Origin of the sequence: Halomonas sp. GFAJ-1, assembly GCA_002966495.1 — a bacterium.
Taxonomy (GTDB): Bacteria; Pseudomonadota; Gammaproteobacteria; order Pseudomonadales; family Halomonadaceae; genus Vreelandella.
In genome coordinates, this window is record CP016490.1 from 655225 (window position 1) to 674734 (window position 19510).

The 19510-nt window shown below is 54.2% G+C and carries 17 protein-coding genes and 4 tRNA genes; 7 read left to right on the forward strand and 14 right to left on the reverse strand.

Features of this window, described 5'->3' with window-relative positions; genetic code table 11:
* The 14 genes from BB497_02955 to BB497_03020 form a co-directional block, all read right to left on the reverse strand.
* The gene (locus BB497_02955) at positions 1 to 4077 is read right to left on the reverse strand and encodes a DNA-directed RNA polymerase subunit beta (GenBank protein ID AVI61734.1); all 4077 of its coding nucleotides are present in this window, start codon (positions 4075 to 4077) and stop codon (positions 1 to 3) included.
* 355 nt (positions 4078 to 4432) lie between these two features.
* Complete coding sequence (locus BB497_02960) at positions 4433 to 4801, reverse strand: 50S ribosomal protein L7/L12 (GenBank protein ID AVI61735.1); 369 nt, start codon at positions 4799 to 4801, stop codon at positions 4433 to 4435.
* 100 nt (positions 4802 to 4901) lie between these two features.
* Positions 4902 to 5405 (reverse strand): 50S ribosomal protein L10, encoded by a 504-nt coding sequence (locus tag BB497_02965; GenBank protein ID AVI61736.1) that lies wholly within the window; start codon positions 5403 to 5405, stop codon positions 4902 to 4904.
* Positions 5406 to 5704: 299 nt separating this feature from the next.
* Positions 5705 to 6397: a 50S ribosomal protein L1 gene (locus BB497_02970; protein AVI61737.1), complete on the reverse strand. Its 693-nt coding sequence runs from the start codon at positions 6395 to 6397 to the stop codon at positions 5705 to 5707.
* A gap of 2 nt (positions 6398 to 6399) precedes the next feature.
* Entirely contained in the window at positions 6400 to 6831 is a 432-nt protein-coding gene (locus BB497_02975) for a 50S ribosomal protein L11 (protein ID AVI61738.1), read from the reverse strand.
* A 123-nt stretch (positions 6832 to 6954) separates the two neighbouring features.
* Positions 6955 to 7488, reverse strand: coding sequence for a transcription termination/antitermination protein NusG (locus BB497_02980; protein AVI61739.1), 534 nt, complete (start codon positions 7486 to 7488; stop codon positions 6955 to 6957).
* 8 nt (positions 7489 to 7496) lie between these two features.
* Entirely contained in the window at positions 7497 to 7880 is a 384-nt protein-coding gene (locus BB497_02985) for a preprotein translocase subunit SecE (GenBank protein AVI61740.1), read from the reverse strand.
* 72 nt (positions 7881 to 7952) lie between these two features.
* A tRNA-Trp gene (locus BB497_02990) sits at positions 7953 to 8028 on the reverse strand.
* Between the two features lie 152 nt (positions 8029 to 8180).
* Positions 8181 to 8255 (reverse strand) — tRNA-Thr (locus BB497_02995).
* A gap of 20 nt (positions 8256 to 8275) precedes the next feature.
* A tRNA-Gly gene (locus BB497_03000) sits at positions 8276 to 8349 on the reverse strand.
* Between the two features lie 108 nt (positions 8350 to 8457).
* Positions 8458 to 8541: transfer RNA gene (locus BB497_03005), tRNA-Tyr, on the reverse strand.
* 143 nt (positions 8542 to 8684) lie between these two features.
* A complete protein-coding gene (locus BB497_03010) occupies positions 8685 to 9524 on the reverse strand; it encodes a type III pantothenate kinase (protein AVI61741.1) in 840 nt (279 codons plus the stop codon).
* A complete protein-coding gene (locus BB497_03015) occupies positions 9521 to 10504 on the reverse strand; it encodes a biotin--[acetyl-CoA-carboxylase] ligase (protein ID AVI61742.1) in 984 nt (327 codons plus the stop codon). The genes BB497_03010 and BB497_03015 overlap by 4 nt, the downstream gene beginning before the upstream one ends.
* Entirely contained in the window at positions 10491 to 10682 is a 192-nt protein-coding gene (locus BB497_03020; protein ID AVI61743.1) for a hypothetical protein, read from the reverse strand. Before BB497_03020 ends, BB497_03015 begins: the two co-directional genes overlap by 14 nt.
* Positions 10683 to 10731: 49 nt before the next feature.
* Between BB497_03020 and BB497_03025 the strand changes: the two genes are divergently transcribed.
* From BB497_03025 to BB497_03055, 7 genes are all read left to right on the forward strand, one after another.
* On the forward strand, positions 10732 to 11697 hold the full coding sequence (locus BB497_03025) for a recombinase RecA (GenBank protein ID AVI61744.1): 966 nt from the start codon (positions 10732 to 10734) through the stop codon (positions 11695 to 11697).
* 238 nt (positions 11698 to 11935) lie between these two features.
* Positions 11936 to 13777 (forward strand): GTP-binding protein TypA, encoded by a 1842-nt coding sequence (locus BB497_03030; protein AVI61745.1) that lies wholly within the window; start codon positions 11936 to 11938, stop codon positions 13775 to 13777.
* A gap of 274 nt (positions 13778 to 14051) precedes the next feature.
* On the forward strand, positions 14052 to 15488 hold the full coding sequence (locus tag BB497_03035) for a transporter (protein ID AVI61746.1): 1437 nt from the start codon (positions 14052 to 14054) through the stop codon (positions 15486 to 15488).
* A 53-nt stretch (positions 15489 to 15541) separates the two neighbouring features.
* Positions 15542 to 16312, forward strand: coding sequence for an ABC transporter ATP-binding protein (locus BB497_03040; protein ID AVI61747.1), 771 nt, complete (start codon positions 15542 to 15544; stop codon positions 16310 to 16312).
* A 103-nt stretch (positions 16313 to 16415) separates the two neighbouring features.
* Positions 16416 to 17138, forward strand: a complete 723-nt coding sequence (locus BB497_03045; GenBank protein AVI61748.1) for an ABC transporter ATP-binding protein — start codon at positions 16416 to 16418, stop codon at positions 17136 to 17138.
* Between the two features lie 16 nt (positions 17139 to 17154).
* A complete protein-coding gene (locus BB497_03050) occupies positions 17155 to 18159 on the forward strand; it encodes a branched-chain amino acid ABC transporter permease (protein AVI64242.1) in 1005 nt (334 codons plus the stop codon).
* Positions 18159 to 19484 carry a branched-chain amino acid ABC transporter permease gene (locus tag BB497_03055; protein AVI61749.1) on the forward strand — a complete coding sequence of 442 codons (1326 nt, stop codon included), beginning with the start codon at positions 18159 to 18161 and terminating at the stop codon, positions 19482 to 19484. Before BB497_03050 ends, BB497_03055 begins: the two co-directional genes overlap by 1 nt.
* Positions 19485 to 19510 lie beyond the last annotated feature (26 nt).

Consider the following 19510-nt stretch of genomic DNA (forward strand, 5'->3'; position numbering starts at 1 on the left):
CTAGCTCTCTAACTCGATATCGATGCCCAGCGAGCGGATTTCCTTCACGAGTACGTTGAAGGATTCCGGCATGCCTGCCTGCATGGTGTGGTCGCCATCCACGATGTTTTTATACATCTTGGTGCGACCTTCGACGTCATCCGACTTGACGGTGAGCATCTCTTGCAGCGTATACGCGGCACCGTAAGCTTCCAGCGCCCACACTTCCATCTCACCAAAGCGCTGACCACCGAACTGCGCCTTACCACCCAAGGGTTGCTGGGTAACCAGCGAGTAAGAGCCGGTAGAACGGGCGTGCATTTTGTCGTCTACCAAGTGGTTAAGCTTCAGCATGTACATGTAGCCAACGGTGACTGGGCGATCAAACGCATCGCCGGTACGCCCATCATACAGCGCCATTTGGCCTGACTCAGGAATGTCCGCAAGCTTCAGCAGGTGTTTGATTTCATGTTCTTTAGCACCATCAAACACCGGCGTTGCCATCGGCACACCGCCCTTAAGGTTCTTCGCCAGCGCGATCACTTCTTCATCGCTCAGCGAATCAAGATCTTCGGAGCGGCTACCAGGCGTATTGTAGATCTGGCCCAGGAAGTCGCGAATTTCAGCTACTTGCTGGCCACGGGCATCGCGCAGCATCGCTTCAATTTTCATGCCCAGACCGCGGGCTGCCATACCTAGGTGGGTTTCCAGGATCTGACCCACGTTCATCCGCGATGGTACACCCAGCGGGTTTAGTACCACATCGACCGGCTCGCCCTTCTCGTCGAACGGCATATCTTCAATGGGCATAATCGCCGAGATAACACCTTTGTTACCGTGACGACCTGCCATTTTATCGCCGGGCTGGATGCGACGCTTAACCGCCATGTAAACCTTAACGATTTTCAGCACGCCCGGCGCAAGATCGTCGCCCTGGGTTAGCTTGCGCTTCTTATCTTCAAAGCGCTCGTCCATTTCTTTACGGCGATTTTCTAGCTGCTCGTCGGCCTGAGCCAACAGCTCGTTATAGGCTTCATCCTGCATACGCAGCTTGAACCACTGCTGACGCGGCAGCTCGTCGAGGTAAGCCTCGTCAAGTACGTCACCTTTCTTAAGGTTCGGGCCGCCGTTAACGGCTTGGCCTTCCAGGGTACGCTTTAGACGCTCAAAGGTAGCTTCTTCGGCAATACGGTAGGTCTCCTGGAGATCCTTACGCACTTCGTCCAGCTGCATCTGTTCGATAGCAAGCGCACGAGAGTCTTTCTCAACGCCGTCACGGGTAAACACCTGAACGTCGATGACCGTGCCTTTCATGCCTGTCGGGGCACGCAGCGAGGTGTCTTTAACGTCAGACGCCTTCTCACCGAAGATAGCGCGTAGCAGCTTCTCTTCCGGCGTTAGCTGGGTTTCACCCTTAGGCGTTACTTTACCGACCAGAATGTCGCCGGGGCCAACTTCAGCACCAATATAGACAACGCCTGCCTCATCCAGCTTGCCCAGCGCCGATTCACCTACGTTGGGAATATCCGCAGTGATCTCTTCTGGCCCTAACTTGGTGTCACGCGACACACAGGTCAGTTCCTGGATGTGAATCGTGGTGAAACGGTCTTCCTGTACCACCCGCTCAGACAGCAGGATGGAGTCCTCGAAGTTGTAGCCGTTCCAGGGCATAAAGGCGATGCGCATGTTCTGACCAAGCGCCAGATCGCCCATATCCACAGACGGACCATCGGCAAGAATATCGCCACGGGCCACGCTATCACCAGGGCGCACGATGGGGCGCTGGTTCATACAGGTGTTCTGGTTTGAACGGGTGTATTTGGTCAGGTTGTAGATATCAACACCGGCTTCACCGCCAATGATTTCATCTTCGTGAACCCGTACAACAACACGACGCGCATCAACCGAGTCGATTACACCGCCACGGGTGGCTACGGCACAAACGCCGGAGTCGCGGGCGACGAAACGCTCCATCCCGGTACCTACTAGCGGCTTATCAGCACGCAAGGTGGGAACCGCCTGACGCTGCATGTTCGCACCCATCAAGGCGCGGTTAGCATCATCGTGCTCAAGGAACGGAATCAATGCGGCCGCTACTGAGACAACCTGGCGCGGAGACACGTCCATCAAGGTGACCTGCTCAGGCCGCATAAACGTGGTTTCACCACGGTGACGCACCTGAACCAAGTCATCGCTCAGCTTGTTAGATTCATCAACAGCTGCCGACGCCTGGGCAATAACGAAGTCACCTTCCTCGATCGCCGACAGGTGGACGATATCGTCGGTCACCTGGCCAGCGTTCACCTTACGGTAAGGCGTTTCGAGGAAGCCGTAGCTGTTGGTATGGCTGTACGTCGCCAAAGAGTTGATCAGGCCGATGTTTGGGCCTTCCGGCGTTTCGATCGGACACAGACGGCCGTAGTGCGTAGCGTGTACGTCGCGCACCTCGAAACCAGCACGCTCGCGGGTCAAACCACCCGGGCCGAGTGCAGAGACACGGCGCTTGTGGGTAACCTCAGAGAGCGGGTTGTTTTGATCCATAAACTGAGAGAGCTGGCTTGAACCAAAGAACTCTTTCACCGCCGCCGCTACGGGCTTGGCGTTGATCAAGTCTTGAGGCATCAGGCCTTCGCTTTCCGCCATGGAAAGACGCTCTTTCACCGCACGCTCAACGCGCACTAGACCGACGCGGAACTGGTTCTCAGCCATTTCGCCAACACAGCGAATACGGCGGTTACCCAGGTGGTCGATATCGTCAACATCGCCGAAGCCATTACGGATATTGATCAGCTCGCGCAACACATCCAGGATGTCTTTGCGATCCAGTACACCAGAGCCTGTATCAGTATCACGACGCAGACGACGGTTGAACTTCATACGGCCAACGCCCGACAAGTCGTAGCGGTCTTCGCTGAAGAACAGGTTGTTAAACAGCGTCTCAGCAGCCTCTTTGGTAGGCGGCTCGCCGGGTCGCATCATGCGGTAAATTTCCACCAAAGCTTCAAGCGCGGAGTTCGTAGAATCCAGCTTCAAGGTGTCGGAAATAAATGAACCGCAGTCAAGGTCATTGGTGTAGAGCGTTTCAATATCCGTGATGCCGCCCTGAGCCATGCGCTCAAGGACTTCAGGCGTAATTTCCGTATTGCAGGGGCAGATCAGCTCGCCAGTTTTGGTATCGATCTGATCTTTTGCCAGCGTCTTACCGAACAGATACTCCATCGGCACTTCCAGACGCTCAAGACCGGCTTTTTCAAGCTGGCGAATGTGCTTCTGGGTAATCCGACGCCCCTCTTCAACAATCGTCTCGCCGCTGCCATCTTTGATATCAAAGGTGGCGGTTTCACCGCGCAGGCGCGAGGGCACCAGCTCTACAAAAAAGCCGGTTTTCTCGATATGGAAGACGCTTGTTTCAAAGAATTCGTTAAGAATCTCTTCGGTGCTCATTCCCAGGGCACGCATGAGTACCGACGCCGGCAGTTTGCGGCGACGGTCAATACGTACAAAGACGTTGTCCTTGGGGTCGAACTCGAAGTCTAGCCAGGAACCACGGTAAGGAATTACCCGGGCTGAATAGAGTAACTTGCCCGACGAGTGGCTCTTACCTTTATCGTGATCGAAGAACACACCGGGCGAACGGTGGAGCTGGGAAACGATAACCCGCTCAGTACCATTGATGACAAAGGTACCGTTCTCGGTCATCAGGGGGATTTCCCCCATGTAGACTTCCTGCTCTTTAATATCCTTGATTGCCTTGTTCGACGAGTCGCGATCATAGATGATCAAGCGAACCTTGACGCGCAGCGGGGCGGAATACGTCACGCCACGCAGCTGACACTCCTTCACATCGAACGCCGGCGTGCCAAAGCGGTAGCTGACATATTCCAGCGCCGCATTGCCGGAGAAACTTTCAATCGGGAACACGGACTTAAACGCCGCGTGCAGGCCGATTTCGTGACGCTCGTCAGGAGAACGATCCTGCTGGAGAAAGTCGTAGTAGGAATCAAGCTGGATGGCCAGCAAGTAAGGCACATCCATCACTTGGGGCAGTTTGCCGAAATCCTTGCGGATGCGTTTTTTCTCAGTATATGAGTAAGCCATCTGTATTCCCCAGCTTGTTCACCATGGGTGACCGATGCGTGGTCATCTGCCCCGCGGGCGTTTCAGACGCAGACAGCAAGCTCCTAAATCGGTAGCTCGCCGTCAAAAATCTTGATAGATAACAGTGTTACAGTAGTGCTGTTCACGCTTCGCTATCGCTTACGTTTACCATCACTCGCGCTTCACAACTTACGCTTCACAACAACGGTCTTACTGTGTTTACTGCTATTTCGCAGCTTTCCTGCTCGTCCTGCACTGCGTGAACAATACATTACAACAGAAAAAGGCCGACAGCGGGATATCCCGCCGCCAGCCGTGGAAGCTTACGCAGCGCGTAAAGCCATCAGCACAAGAATTACTTGAGCTCGACGCTTGCGCCTGCTTCTTCCAGCTTGGTTTTAGCTGCTTCAGCATCTTCTTTAGACATTGCTTCTTTGATCGTCGCTGGTGCGCCGTCAACGGCACCCTTGGCTTCTTTCAGGCCAAGACCAGTGATTTCACGAACCGCTTTGATGACGTTAACTTTCTTGTCACCAGCAGAGGTCAGAACCAGGTCAAACTCGGTTTGCTCCTCAGCAGCTTCGCCAGCAGCAGCCGGGCCAGCCATAACAGCGGCCGCAGCAGATACGCCGAACTTCTCTTCCATCGCTTCGATCAGCTCGACAACTTCCATTACGGACATGTCGGCTACAGCATTGATGATATCGTCTTTGGTCAGTGCCATTGTCTCATTCCTAACTTTGCGGGAGGCTCGGTATAACGAGCACTCAGGGTTCATTGCATGATTCGAGCAGCATTATTACGCTGCGGACAAAAAGGCCTGCTTATGCGGCTTCTTCTTGCTTCTGGTCGCGCAGGGCGGCCAGGGTACGAACCAGCTTGCCAGCGGAAGCTTCTTTCATTACCGACATCAACTTGGCAATTGCTTCGTCGTAAGTCGGTAGGGTTGCCAGACGGTCGATGTCAGCAGCCGGAATCAGCTCACCTTCGTAGGCCAACGCCTTCACTTCGAAGTTCTGATCTTGCTTTGCGAACTCTTTGAACAGACGAGCGGCAGCGCCCGGGTGCTCAGTAGAGAAAGCCAGCAGAGTAGGACCAACAAAGCTCTCATTCAGGCACTCCCACTGAGTACCTTCGAGGGCGCGGCGTGCCAGCGTGTTACGAACAACACGAATCTGGACGCCATTCTCACGCGCTTGCTTACGCAGATCGGTCATTTTACCGACCGTTACGCCGCGAGAATCGGCAACTACGACGGAGAGTGCGCCTTTGGCCGCTTCACTGACCTCGGCAACAATCGCTTTCTTGCCTTCAAGTGCTAGTGGCACAGTGATCACTCCTTCGTGCCGGAACCCACAACAGGCTCCGGTGGTTACCATCTCTTCCAAGCCATTAACCACCTAGCCTGAAAGCCTTAGGGGATGGTGCTCACCAGAAAGCGGTTAGCTAAAAAGCGTTAACCAACTGGCGGCCACACCATCTGCGCAGGCGCTGTTAAGGCAATTAAGCCGCGCTCAAATACTGCGCGGCACCTGCGGTCTTTGACGGCGCCCCGTTGGGCCTAAACCTAAACGGGGGACCGCAAAGTTCTTGCTCGGCTCTTACTAAAAACCTACCGACAACCCGCTTATACAAGCGCAGAGTGGTCGATGGTTAAACCCGGGCCCATCGTAGTGGACAGGGTAACTTTCTTTACGTAAATACCTTTAGAGGAGCTCGGCTTGAGCTTCTTCAGGTCAGCAACCAGCGCTTCCAGGTTGCCCTGTACCGCGGTTACGTCGAAATCAGCTTTACCCAACGTCGTGTGGATAATGCCGTTTTTATCGGTACGGAAGCGAACCTGACCGGCTTTGGCGTTCTTGACCGCAGTCGCCACATCAGGCGTTACGGTGCCAACCTTGGGGTTCGGCATTAGGCCGCGCGGACCAAGAATCTGACCCAACTGACCCACAACGCGCATCGCATCAGGAGAAGCAATGACCACGTCAAAGTCCATCACGCCTTTCTTAACTTGCTCAGCCAGATCTTCCATACCTACGATGTCAGCGCCTGCTTCTTTTGCAGCATCAGCGTTAGCACCTTGCGTAAAGACCGCTACGCGTACGTCTTTGCCAGTACCGTTAGGCATAACGGTAGCGCCACGTACTACCTGGTCAGATTTACGCGGATCAACACCCAGGTTGATCGCAACATCCAGGGACTCCTTGAATTTAACGGTAGACAGCTCGGCGAGCAGCGTAACCGCTTCTTCAAGAGAGTAAGCTTTGTTCGGGTCTACTTTCTCGCGAATGACCTTCGCGCGCTTAGATAGTTTAGCCATGATCAAAGACCCTCCACGTTTAGGCCCATGCTACGAGCGCTGCCAGCGATGGTGCGCACCGCGGCATCGAGATCAGAAGCCGTCATATCAGGCTCTTTGGTTTTGGCGATCTCTTCAAGCTGCTCACGAGTCACTGTGCCTACTTTCTTCTTGTTCGGCTCACCAGAACCCGATTTGATGCCGGCCGCTTTTTTCAGCAGAACGGCAGCAGGCGGTGTTTTGGTAACGAACGTGAAGCTACGGTCAGAGTAGACAGTGATCACGACAGGCGTCGGCAGGCCAGGCTCAATTTCTTGAGTGGCAGCGTTGAACGCCTTACAGAATTCCATGATGTTCACGCCGTGCTGACCCAGTGCTGGGCCTACGGGCGGACTAGGATTGGCTTTACCTGCAGCAACCTGCAGCTTGATGTAAGCCTGTACTTTCTTGGCCATGGTAAACACTCCAGTTGGGTAATAGCGCCTTCCGGCTCCCCGGTACGCGCGAAGCAGCGCTTGGCTGCTTCACATAAATCCAGGGTGGCACACTATGTGCACCACCCTGTTACTTTATAAGCTTTACTCTTTTTCCACCTGGGAGAACTCAAGCTCCACTGGTGTCGCACGCCCGAAGATTAATACACTAACCTGCAAGCGGCTCTTGTCGTAATTCACTTCTTCAACAACGCCGTTGAAGTCGGCAAACGGACCATCAACAACGCGGACGGACTGACCCGGCTCAAACATTGTTTTGGGCCGCGGCTTATCGGTACCGTCTTTCACCCGGCGCAGAATAGCATCTGCTTCACGGGTAGTAATGGCAGCTGGCTTCTCTTTGGTTCCGCCAATAAAGCCCATTACACGCGGCGTTTCATTGACAAGGTGCCAAGTTTCGTCAGCCATTTCCATCTCGACCAAAACATAGCCGGGATAAAACTTGCGCTCACTCTTACGGCGCTTACCGTCGCGAACCTCAACCACTTCTTCCGTCGGCACTAAGATTTCACCAAAGCGATCTTCCATGCCATACATTTTCACCCGCTCGATAAGCGAGCGCATGACATGCTTCTCGAAGCCGGAATAGGCGTGGACGACGTACCAACGTTTGGACATGAAAACTCCTAACCAATGACGCCGGACATTGCCCAGCTAAGAAGAGTATCGATCAACCACAGCATCAACCCAACCACTAGCACCGCGACCAACACAATTGCCGTGGTCTGAACAGTTTCGGGGCGGGTCGGCCACACAACGCGCTGAATCTCTTTCTTAGCGCTTACGGCAAGCTCTACCAGATCGCGACCTTTGGCTGTGGTCAGCGCGATCAAGCCTGCAATCGCACACAGAACCACCACGCCCAGCACGCGGTAGAGAAGGCCAACATCAGCGAAATAGGTGTTTCCAACGACTGCAACGACAAGCAGCGCTACAACCGCCGCCCATTTGAGCCCGTCATGGCGCGACTGTTGCACCTCTTCGCCATGTTTTAAAGAACTAGGCTTCATAAAAACGAGACTCCCAAGGGTGCAGCGAGCGACAAAGGAATTCTTGAAAAGACATACCAACCTGGGGAAGGCTGGCAGGCCAGGAGGGAATCGAACCCCCAACCTGCGGTTTTGGAGACCGCTGCTCTGCCAATTGAGCTACTGGCCTGTATCGTCATTTGCGCAGACAAATGCCTACGCAACAGCGGGCGCCATAATAGCGGAGAACACTCCACCTGACAACCCTTACACCTAACCTTTGGCGCAAAACACCAGAGGCGAAGACAAAAAAAGCGAGCTCTGCTCGCTTTTTCTGCAATATGGAGCTCATGGACGGAATTGAACCGTCGACCTCACCCTTACCAAGGGTGTGCTCTACCCCTGAGCTACATGAGCTAAATACAAAACAAAAAACTTGGAGCGGGCGGCGGGAATCGAACCCGCACCATCAGCTTGGAAGGCTGAGGTTCTACCATTGAACTACGCCCGCCGAACTCGCCTTTAGAATGACAGCCCGTTACACGAGAAACAGTAGCTAATGCCCGCTTACCGGCTTTTCATTCTCAAGCAGCGCACTATCATTGCTGCTCGACAAAATTGGTGGAGAGGGAAGGATTCGAACCTTCGAAGCTTTCGCGGCAGATTTACAGTCTGCTCCCTTTGGCCACTCGGGAACCTCTCCAGCTGTGGCGGCACATTATGCCAGCCTCCAACGCGATGTCAAGCCTGCAAACCCGTTATTTATCATAGCTTGCCGATAACTTAACGTGCTGGCTATTGCGCTATCTAGGACGCGCCTTCCGCCTTGGAACGCGCTGCATTCTGTCAAAGCAACATGGAGAATGCAAGGCCCGCGCGAATTTTTTCTAGCGACACTGGCTCAGGTACCCGCGGGGCACCCGACATTTTACCGGCTCGCTCAGCAAAGGTCAGCGGGAAACTGGCCTCCAAACCACCGTACACCATATCTGGCCATACCGCATGGGGCACCTGCACGCCTCGCGAGATTACTCGCGCATCACCACCAGTGAGCATCATTGGCAGCGCAACCCCCTGCTGATCACACACTTCGCTGTAAATGCGATTGATTGCACTCACCGCCGCCATATAGATACCGTGGTTAACCGCATCGACGGTGCGGCGCCCAGGCTCTAGCAGCGCATCGGCTTCGCTTTCAGGGTCGATCGCCACATTTTGGGTGCCAAGCTTTAAGCTCTCTTTCATGAGACGTAGGCCAGGAACGATAAACCCGCCGAGGTGCGCCCCACCAGGCAGCACAAAATCGATGGTAATAGCGCTACCGCAATCCACCGCGCAGCAGCCGCCTGCCAACTGGTAGCCCGCTAGCGCTCCCATCCAGCGATCAACCCCTAGACGGCCGGGTTCATCATAGCCATTAATTACGCCTAAGGCTTCAGCCGTAGAGTGCGCCACATGCACATGGCGCACCTGACGACGCAGCAGCGTGACGGTATCCTCTAATACTGCTGTTCGGGCAACGCTTGAAATGCGCACGGCCTCTACAACGTCTAAATCAGGAATGTCTGCCCCAGGGCGCCACTCGTCTCGCGTCCAGACCGCCCCCCGCGAGCGTATTTCGCTGCTCTCGGCATCTTTTAGCCGCCATTTTGACAGCGTGTTGCCGATATCCAGATCCAAAATCATAGGCGCCTGCGTACACTGATCTCACCGCCCGATAGGCGACGCGAGTGGTCATTTTCGGTAACCCATAGGTTACCACTCTCATCCACATCCCCGGCGATTGCATCGCTGACACGCTCACCCTGGATGACGCGAATAGGCTCTCCTGCATAGGCATGGCGTTTGTTCCACTCATCACGCCACGGACCAAAGCCTACTCCCTCAAACGCCGCCAACATGCTAAGCATGCCCGCGACCACATCTGCAGCGAGCAGGTTGCGTGAAATACCCGCCTTAGCGTCAAAGAGAGCAGCAACAGGCTGGTCGATAGTCGCGCGCAGGCTATCCGGCAGAGACAGGTTCATACCGATGCCGATAACAACTTCGCAGGGCCCCACAGCATCCCCCGTCACATCAATTAGAATCCCTGCCAGCTTACCAAGCTCATCGCCTTGCTCGGCGAGCAGAATATCATTTGGCCACTTCAGCTTTGGCGAAACGCCATACTGTTCAAGCACCTGGGTAATTACCACGCCTACTGCGAGGCTAAGACCTTCCAGCGCGTGGACGCCGGACTCAAAGCGCCACCCAATTGAGAGCATTAAACTTTGCCCCCAAGGCGTTGACCAAGCGCGCCCTCGGCGACCACGACCTGCGGTTTGCAGTTCCACCAAGCACACCTCTCGGTGACCAGCTCCTTGCAGAAAACGCTCACGCAGATACTCATTACTAGAAGCAAGCTGATCTTCCACAAACAGACGCGCCAATAAATGGCGTGCTTGGGAAGGCAGATGCTCTACGATCCTCGCGCCCACAAGGGGCTCTAAAGGATGGGCCAGCCGATAGCCTCGACCTTTGACGGCAACCAACTCTACGCCGAGCGCTTCTAGTTTCTTAAGCTGCTTCCACACGGCGGCTCGTGAAACGCCTAACGTCTCACCTAGCTGTTCACCGGAATGAACCTCGCCATCGCTTAACAAACGCATCAAGTTACCGATGGTCATGTGCCTGCCCTACCAAAAAAAACAATCTTACCGGATATATAAAAGTGTCGGAAAGCGTTGAGATTTCGATTTTATTTTTAGCGTCGAAGTCAACCCCTGCTGAAAGGGTCGTCTTTTTAGGCTTTATGTCTATCATAAGAACCAGGGTACCAAGCTCCATTTTATCGTTATGAAGCACTTGGTTACGCCACCATTTTTGTATCTATTAACAATCAGGGGAAAGCGGAATGTTTAATAAGAAAACACTTGCTACTGCAACACTTGCACTCACGATGAGCTTCACCGCCCAGGCTGACAACCAATTCCCTTCCGGCCCTCTTACGCTGGTGATCGGATTTGCCCCAGGGGGCAGTACCGACATACAGGCTCGCGTCTTGGCTAATGTGCTATCCGAAGAGCTTGGCCAACCGGTTAACGTGGTTAACCAACCAGGCGCTGGCGGTGCGATTTCGCTGACGCGTTTAATGCACAACCAGGATGAAGGCCATACCTTTGTCTACGCTGGCACAAATGGCACGCTCACGTTTGCCCCGCATGCCCATGACACTGACTTTACGCTCGACGACTTTCGCTACGTTGCCAGTATAACGACAGTGCAACATGCATTAGTGACGGGCAAAGATCGTCCGTTTGGTGACAGCTGGGAAGACTTGATCGAATACGCGCGGGAAAATCCAGGCACCAGCTACGCCACTCAGCACGCGCTGGACAGGCTGGTGATTGAGTACATCATGGAACAGGAAGGACTCGATCTACGCATTGTACCCACCGCTGGCGGCGGCGGCATGGCGCCGCTGATTCTGTCTGGCGACGTTGACTTTGCGTACAGTGGCGGCACCCACTCGGGCTACGCTGATAGCGGAGAAATGCCTGTTCTCTTGAGCATGGACGGTGAGCGCTTATTCGCTTACCCCGACGCCCCCACCGTTATGGAAGCTGGCTACGATATCGACACATCTGATTTTCGTGTTGTGGTCGTTCCTAAAAACACACCCGACAGCCATGTTGAACGACTAGCAGAAGCCCTTGAAGCGGCAACACAAGACGAACGCTTTATCGAAATCACCGAAGAACGGATATTGATGCCCGTGCATTTCCGCGGCGAAGAAGAAGCCACCGAGATGCTTTTCTCGCAGTCAGAAAACTACCGCGAATTGCTAGAGCGCATGGGTGGCGTACCGTCTGACGATTAACCCAACTCACTGAATATACGTTGATACAGCGCCCTCGGATATCACTATCCAGAGGGCGCTATGCCCTTGTTATGCTTATATTATGCTTATATAAAACGCTAACTACGTCTCGAACATGCAAAGAAACTATCCCGCCAGCAGGTTAGTAGGTACAATGCTCGCCCATTTTCCCTAACCGCGCCTAGGGACTCTTAAAAAATGTATCCATAGGTGCCAATCTAATCGATAGAGCTTCCCTATGAGCATTACCCCGTCAATTGATAATCTTCGCAACATTGCCATCATCGCTCACGTTGACCACGGTAAAACTACCCTGGTAGACAAACTGTTAAGCCAGTCTGGCACGCTCGACCGCAAGGCCGAAGGCCAAGAGCGCGTTATGGATTCCAATGACCAGGAAAAAGAGCGCGGCATTACCATCCTAGCCAAAAACACGGCTATTCAGTGGCAAGATGGCAACGGAAAGGATTACCACATCAATATCGTAGACACCCCTGGGCACGCCGACTTCGGTGGCGAAGTCGAGCGGGTTATGTCCATGGTGGATTCCGTTCTGCTGCTGGTCGATGCGGTTGATGGCCCCATGCCGCAAACGCGTTTTGTTACTCAAAAAGCGTTCTCCCAGGGTCTTCGTCCTATCGTGGTCGTTAATAAAATTGACCGCCCAGGCGCACGCCCTGATTGGGTTATTGACCAGATTTTCGATCTATTCGACAACCTAGGCGCAACCGACGAGCAGCTCGACTTCCCTATCATCTATTGCTCGGCACTAAACGGTATCGCCGGCATGGACCCGGAAGAGCTGGCCGACAACATGGACCCCATGTTCCAAGCAATTGTTGATATTGTTGAGCCGCCCGCAGTTGAGATCGACGGTCCCTTCCAGATGCAAATTTCCGCCCTGGATTACAACAGCTACGTAGGCGTTATCGGCCTTGGCCGCATCAAGCGTGGCTCGGTGAAGCCTAACCAGCAGATTTCAGTCATCAGCGTTGACGGCACTACGCGTAAGGGCAAAATCGGTCAGGTTATGACCCACATGGGCCTTGAGCGTGTACAAACCACCGAAGCCACCGCGGGTGATATCGTCTGCGTTACCGGCATCGAAGATCTATCAATCTCTGACACGCTGTGCGACCCGAGTGCGATTGAAGCACTGCCGCCGCTGTCCGTTGACGAACCGACCGTTTCGATGACATTCCAGGTCAACGATTCACCGTTCGCCGGTAAAGAAGGCAAGTTCGTCACCAGTCGTAATATTAAAGATCGTCTGGAACAAGAGCTTATTCACAACGTGGCGCTTCGCGTTGAGCAGGGCGAAACCCCGGAGAAATTTAAAGTTTCCGGCCGTGGTGAGCTACACCTGTCGGTACTGATTGAAACCATGCGCCGTGAAGGCTTTGAGCTAGCCGTTGGCCGCCCAGAAGTCATCATCAAAGAGATCGACGGCGTTAAGCAAGAGCCTTACGAAGAAGTCATCATCGACTGTGAAGAGCAGCACCAGGGCTCAATCATGGAAGAGCTTGGCTACCGCAAAGGCGAGATGACCAATATGAACCCGGATGGTAAAGGCCGCGTTCGTTTGGACTTCATCATTCCTGCTCGTGGCTTGATTGGCTTCCGTGGCCAGTTCCTGACGCTAACCTCAGGTACCGGCATTCTGACCAGCCGCTTTGATCATTACGGCCCGCTGAAGCCCGATGCGTCTATCGAGCGTCGCAATGGCGTCTTGGTCTCAATGGTAGGCGGCAAAGCCCTGGCGTATGCGCTTTACGCTCTGCAAGAACGCGGTAAGCTGATTATCGATCATGCCACCGAAGTGTACGAAGGCATGCTTATCGGTATTAACAACCGTGCCAACGACATGGTGGTTAACCCGACCAAGGGTAAAAAGCTCGATAACATGCGCTCAACGGGTAACGATGAAAACATCGTGCTGACGCCGCCGATCAAGTTCACCCTTGAGCAGGCCATTGAATTCCTGGATTCCGATGAGCTGGTAGAAGTCACACCGACCCACATTCGTCTGCGTAAGAAGCACTTGACGGAAAACGAGCGCAAGCGTTCTAGCAAGAAATAATCTTTAGCAAATAAGCGTTAAGAAAGCCCCCAGAAACCCGCCTTAGTGCGGGTTTCTCTTTTATAGACTATTTACCTGCCCACCTAGCTTTTCCATACCACGCCAAGTAGTTCAATTAACGCAGCCTAAACGCTAGTGGGCTGGAAAGCTTATCCGTTCTATCGCAAAGTAGCGCTAACTTCAGCACGGCCCCGGCCCGCTGGCATCTTGCAATTCATACAGGTGTTTGGTTTAAGACATCTATCCAACCACCAGCACATGGGCACACCTTCACATGAGCGGTCACAACGTCTGGACTCACAAAGGCACCTTTTTATTGGCAGCAGTTGGCTCTGCCGTCGGCCTTGGCAATCTCTGGCGGTTTCCTTACCTCACCGGTGAAAACGGCGGCGGGGCGTTTATTTTAGTTTATGCCTTAACGATTTTTGCTGTGGGCATACCCATTTTGATTGCCGAAACCATGCTCGGCCGTACCAGCCGCCAAAGCCCGATTATGGGCATGCGACACTTAACCAAAACCCATAAAACCTCACGCGCATGGGAATCCATTGGCTGGCTGGGGGCAGCATCGGCCTTTCTGATTCTAAGTTTTTATTCGGTTATTGCAGGCTGGGCACTGCACTACACTTGGCTGATGCTGACAGGCGAGCTAGTGGGGGCGGATGCACAGACCATTGGCGACGGCTTTAATGCGCTGCTGGCGTCACCCGGGTTAATGACGCTCTACCACACGCTATTTATTGCCGCCTCGGCCCTGATTGTTGCCATGGGCATCCACAAAGGCATTGAAGCGGGCCTGCGGATTATGATGCCAGCCCTGTTTGCCATTTTAATTCTGGTGCTTATCTACGGGATTATTAACGGTGATGTCGGCGCAGCAGCCAGCTTCCTGTTTACCTTCAACATCAGCGACCTAAGCCTTGAGGGCTGGCTACAGGCCATGGGCCAATCGTTCTTTACACTCAGTCTTGGTATGGGTGCCATCATGGCTTATGGCGCATACATGTCCAGCGAGGCCTCGCTAACCCGCACCGCCATTGCCGTCGCATTTGTGGATACTGCCGTGGCGATGGTGGCGGGTCTGGCGATTTTCTCGCTGGTATTTGGTGCAGGTCTTGAGACTAGCCAGGGCCCGGGGCTAATGTTTGTCACGCTACCGCTGGCCTTTGCCGATATGCCGTTTGGTGCGTTGGTGGGCGGCGTCTTCTTTATCTTGGTGCTGGGCGCTGCGATCAGCTCGTCTATCTCGCTGATTGAGCCGGTGGCAGCCTTTTTAGTCGAGCGCTTTGATATGACTCGCCCCCAAGCGGTCACGATCATGGTTATCGCGGCCTGGGCGATGGGGCTACTCACCGTGGTGAGCTTCAACGTATGGGCTGAGGGCACTATCTTCCACACCCTGTTTGGACGCAGCGCGTTTGACTTCATTGAGCTATTAACCAATATCTTTATGCCGCTGGGCGGGCTGATGATTGCGCTCTTTGCAGGCTGGGCGCTTACCCAAAGCGAAGTCATGAAAGAGCTGGGCACCAATAAAACCTGGTTCATGGTGTGGCGGTTTTTGGTGCGTTTTGTTGGCCCGGCAGCCGTCTCGTTTGTTTTTTTACGCACCATTCCTTACGTGGAAGGCTACGTCATCCCCACACTTGGGGCGCTCATCATTGTCGGTGCATTTGCGCTTAGCCAACGGCTGCGCAACTCGGCTTCCTAATACAATACGAATAACGCAGGCGGCGGCACAGTCGCCTGCAGCGCGAGGACACCATGAAACCGCTTATCGAAGTACAACATGTTAATAAAGCGTTCGGTGGGCTACAGGTCATCAACGACTGCTCAATTCGCGTCGAAAAAGGCTCAATCACTGGCATGATCGGCCCCAACGGTGCCGGGAAATCTACCCTGTTTAACTTAATTGCGGGCGCCCTCACTCCCGACAGTGGCCGTATTTTGTTAGACGGCGAGGATATAACGGCGCTAAGTGCTGACCAGCGTTTTCACAAGGGCTTACTACGCACCTTCCAGATTGCCCACGAGTTCAGCCAGATGAGTGCGCTGGAAAATCTCATGATGGTGCCGCCTAACCAGGCAGGTGAGCGCTTATTCAACACTTGGTTTAAACCTGGGCTAGTGCGCCAGCAGGAAGCTGACGTGCGCCAACGCGCCCTGGAGGTGATTGAGTTCGTCGGGTTACACCATGTGCGAAACGAGCTGGCCGGCAACCTTTCCGGCGGCCAGAAAAAGTTATTAGAGCTTGGCCGCACCATGATGACCGACGCCAAAGTGGTGCTGCTAGATGAAATTGCGGCGGGTGTGAACCGTACGCTGCTAGGCGACTTGATGGGCAACATTGAGCGGCTTAATCGCGAAATGGGCTACACCTTCCTGGTCATTGAACACGATATGGACATGATTTCCCGGCTGTGCGACCCCGTCATTGTGCTGGCCCAGGGCAGCGTCATGGTAGAAGGTCATATTGAAGAGATACAGAATAACCCTGCGGTCATCGAGGCTTATTTCGGCACCGATGCTGCTTAAATAACACGGCTAAACAGCGCGTTAAACGATAAACAAAACAACACGGTCGCCTTGGTTATCCCGTAGGCGGCACTGCTGAGACACTCTCACAGAGACGCTTTCTATGTCTTCAACGCAATCACAGCCACTGCTAGAAGCACGCGATGTGCACGGCGGCTATGGCAGTATGAATATTTTAAACGGGGTTAATATGACCCTGTACGCCGATGAAGTGGGCGTGATTGTTGGCCCTAACGGCGCTGGCAAATCGACCATGCTTAAAGCCGTATTTGGGCTGTTAAACGTTAATCAAGGCGAGATACTGCTCGACGGCCAGCCGATCCATAACCTTCCCCCTAACCAGCTGGTTGAACGCGGGATGGGCTTTGTACCCCAGGAAAAAAACGTCTTCCCCAGCCTTTCCGTTAAAGAGAACCTGGAGATGGGCGCCTACCTCAAGCCGCAAAACGTGAAGCGTATGCTAGAGCAGGTGTACGACTTCTTTCCACCACTGGTGGAAAAGCGCCACCAGCCTGCAGGCGAGCTTTCTGGTGGCCAACGCCAGATGGTGGCCATGGGCCGCGCGCTAATGGCCGAGCCCAGCCTGCTGCTGCTGGATGAGCCGACTGCCGGGCTTTCGCCGCTCTACATGAACGAAATTTTCGACCGGGTGAAAAAAATCAACGCCGCAGGCGTGGGTATTTTAATGGTCGAACAGAACGCAAAGCAGGCGTTAGCCATTGCCGACAAAGGCTTTGTGCTGGCGGCAGGCCAGAACCGCTTTACGGATACCGGGGCTGCATTGCTTGCCAACCCTGATGTTGCTAAAAGCTTTTTGGGCGGCTAGCCCGGGGGATAAACGCGTGAACGAACTGGTCTTTTTTATTAATAACGTGGTGATTGCAGGCAGTGTCACCGGCTCTATTTATGCCATTGGTGCGATTGGCGTGACGCTGATTTTCAGCATTATGCGCTTTGCCCATTTTGCTCATGCCGACATGATGACCTTTGGCGCTTTTATGGTGCTCCTGCTCACCACGGCCTTTCCTGCCGCAGGCGCCAGTATCGGCGTGCCTACGGCGCTAGTTATGTTGCCACTGGCCATGGTATTAACCGCAGCGCTGGCGGTGGGTATTGATAAGGCGTTTTACAAGCCACTGCGCGCTCACGGCGTTAAGCCCATCGTCATGGTGATTGGCTCCTTGGGCGTGACGCTGATGCTCCAGGGGCTTATTCGCCTATTTGCAGGCACCAGCGGGCAAAGCCTTTACGTGGATGATCGCAAGGAAATTTTCCGCATTGCGCTGCCCTTTGAAGGCGTACGAGCGCCGATCGTGATCACCGAACCGCAAATTTATCTGTTTGTGATTACACTGGTAGCCGTCATCGCCCTGCACCTGTTTCTTAACCGCTCGCGGCTGGGCAAAGCAATGCGCGCTATGTCTGACAACCCCGAGCTCGCCCAGGCATCAGGTATTAACACCAACACCATTGTGGCCGTCACCTGGGTAATTGCAGGGGGGCTCGCGGCCATTGCTGGCACCCTACTCTCACTGGATGTGACCTTCAAACCTGACCTTAGCTTCTTCTTGCTACTACCGATTTTCGCAGCGGCCATTGTAGGCGGCGTTGGTCACCCCTATGGCGCCATTGCCGGCGGCTTTGTGGTGGGCTTTGCTGAAACCCTGGCGGTATTTAACTGGAATGTACTGCTGCGCCCTTTCCGCGACAGCTTCCCGGCTTGGCTTGAGCTGCCTAACAATCTCGCCTTCGTGGGCACCGAGTATAAGATAGTGGTGCCATTCTTTATTCTGGTGGCCATCCTGGTGTGGCGTCCTACCGGACTGTTTAAGGGCAAGGTGATCTAATGAGCCATTCCACACAAACGCGTAACCCTGATTACACGCCCAAAGACTCCACCACTGGGCGCCGTTTTCCGCTGCGGGAGCTAATGCTGTTTGGTGCGCTATTGGTCGCTGTGCTGGCGGTATACGCCATAATGGGCGCCGCCTACAGCACGCGCATGCTGGTAGAGGCTGCCTGCTATGCCATTTTAGCTTTGGGGTTAACCATTCAATGGGGCTACGCCGGGCAGTTCAACGCAGGGGTAATGGGCTTTGTAGCGTTAGGCGGCTTCTGCGCCATGCTGTTCAGCGTGCCGGTGAATGACGCTTTCTGGGGCACCGAGCTACCCGGCGAACTGGGCCGCGTACTGCTTTACGGCATCGCGGCGACGCTGGTGGTAGTCGGCGCTACCAAGCTACACCGATTGGGCGTTCCCAAAACCTTGCGTACCATCATCGCCGTATTACTGGCAGTGGTGCTCTATTTAGTGGTCATCAGCTTACTGCGCGATGTGACCAGTCAAATTCAGTCACAAGCCGGGTTCGTGGGTGGGTTTGGCTTACCTGCCTGGACGGGCTGGATAGTCGGCGGCGCGTTAGCCGGTGGGGTTGGCTACTTTATTGGCCATGTGTGTCTTGGCCTGCGTAGCGACTACCTCGCCATCGCCACCTTGGGTATTGCCGAGATCATCAAAGCCTTTTTGAAAAACTCCGACTGGCTAACCCGCGGTACCGCCACCGTTTCCCCACTCCCCTGGCCCACCCCCGGCCCGGCTGAGCTAGGCTTCACCCTGTCGCGAGCAATCTACCTATCGGTTACGGCGGTGGTGATCGCGGTGATTTTCTTTCTGCTCCACCGCGCCTATAACGCTCCTTGGGGTCGGATGATCCGCGCTATCCGCGATAACGAAGTCTCATCAGCGGCCATGGGTAAAGATATCAATAAGCGCCGTCTGGAAATTTTCGTATTAGGCTGCATTTTGATGGGACTTGGCGGCGGCATGCTGGCTACGTTTAATAGCCTGTTCGACCCTCAAGGCTATCTGCCGCTTAACCACACCTTTTTGGTACTGGTAATGGTGATCCTGGGCGGCCCTGGCAACAATTTAGGCACCATTTTCGGCGCAGTGGCGGTCTACATTATCTGGATCATGTCGGAGCCGCTGGCATTAGCTCTAATGCAGATGGCGGTCTTTATTGGCGAAGGCTGGTTTGGCTGGGAGCCGCCGCGCGGCTTAGAAAGCCGAGCACTCCAAGCACGGGTATTTGTGATCGGCCTGCTCATTACCCTGGTGCTGCGCTTCGCCCCCAAAGGGCTGCTGCCTGAGAAAATATCGCAGCACGGTTAACGATCGCACTTACCTCTAACCAAAAA

Excerpts from the sequence above, each read along its gene's own strand:
- BB497_03045 (AVI61748.1), top strand. The coding sequence starts at position 16,416 with ATGTCTTCAACGCAATCACAGCCACTGCTAGAAGCACGCGATGTGCAC.
- BB497_02985 (AVI61740.1), bottom strand. The coding sequence starts at position 7,880 with ATGAAGCCTAGTTCTTTAAAACATGGCGAAGAGGTGCAACAGTCGCGC.
- BB497_03035 (AVI61746.1), top strand. The coding sequence starts at position 14,052 with ATGAGCGGTCACAACGTCTGGACTCACAAAGGCACCTTTTTATTGGCA.
- BB497_03040 (AVI61747.1), top strand. The coding sequence starts at position 15,542 with ATGAAACCGCTTATCGAAGTACAACATGTTAATAAAGCGTTCGGTGGG.
- BB497_03030 (AVI61745.1), top strand. The coding sequence starts at position 11,936 with ATGAGCATTACCCCGTCAATTGATAATCTTCGCAACATTGCCATCATC.
- BB497_02960 (AVI61735.1), bottom strand. The coding sequence starts at position 4,801 with ATGGCACTGACCAAAGACGATATCATCAATGCTGTAGCCGACATGTCC.
- BB497_03055 (AVI61749.1), top strand. The coding sequence starts at position 18,159 with ATGAGCCATTCCACACAAACGCGTAACCCTGATTACACGCCCAAAGAC.
- BB497_03015 (AVI61742.1), bottom strand. The coding sequence starts at position 10,504 with ATGACCATCGGTAACTTGATGCGTTTGTTAAGCGATGGCGAGGTTCAT.
- BB497_03010 (AVI61741.1), bottom strand. The coding sequence starts at position 9,524 with ATGATTTTGGATCTGGATATCGGCAACACGCTGTCAAAATGGCGGCTA.
- BB497_02975 (AVI61738.1), bottom strand. The coding sequence starts at position 6,831 with ATGGCCAAGAAAGTACAGGCTTACATCAAGCTGCAGGTTGCTGCAGGT.
- BB497_02970 (AVI61737.1), bottom strand. The coding sequence starts at position 6,397 with ATGGCTAAACTATCTAAGCGCGCGAAGGTCATTCGCGAGAAAGTAGAC.
- BB497_02980 (AVI61739.1), bottom strand. The coding sequence starts at position 7,488 with ATGTCCAAACGTTGGTACGTCGTCCACGCCTATTCCGGCTTCGAGAAG.
- BB497_02955 (AVI61734.1), bottom strand. The coding sequence starts at position 4,077 with ATGGCTTACTCATATACTGAGAAAAAACGCATCCGCAAGGATTTCGGC.
- BB497_03025 (AVI61744.1), top strand. The coding sequence starts at position 10,732 with ATGTTTAATAAGAAAACACTTGCTACTGCAACACTTGCACTCACGATG.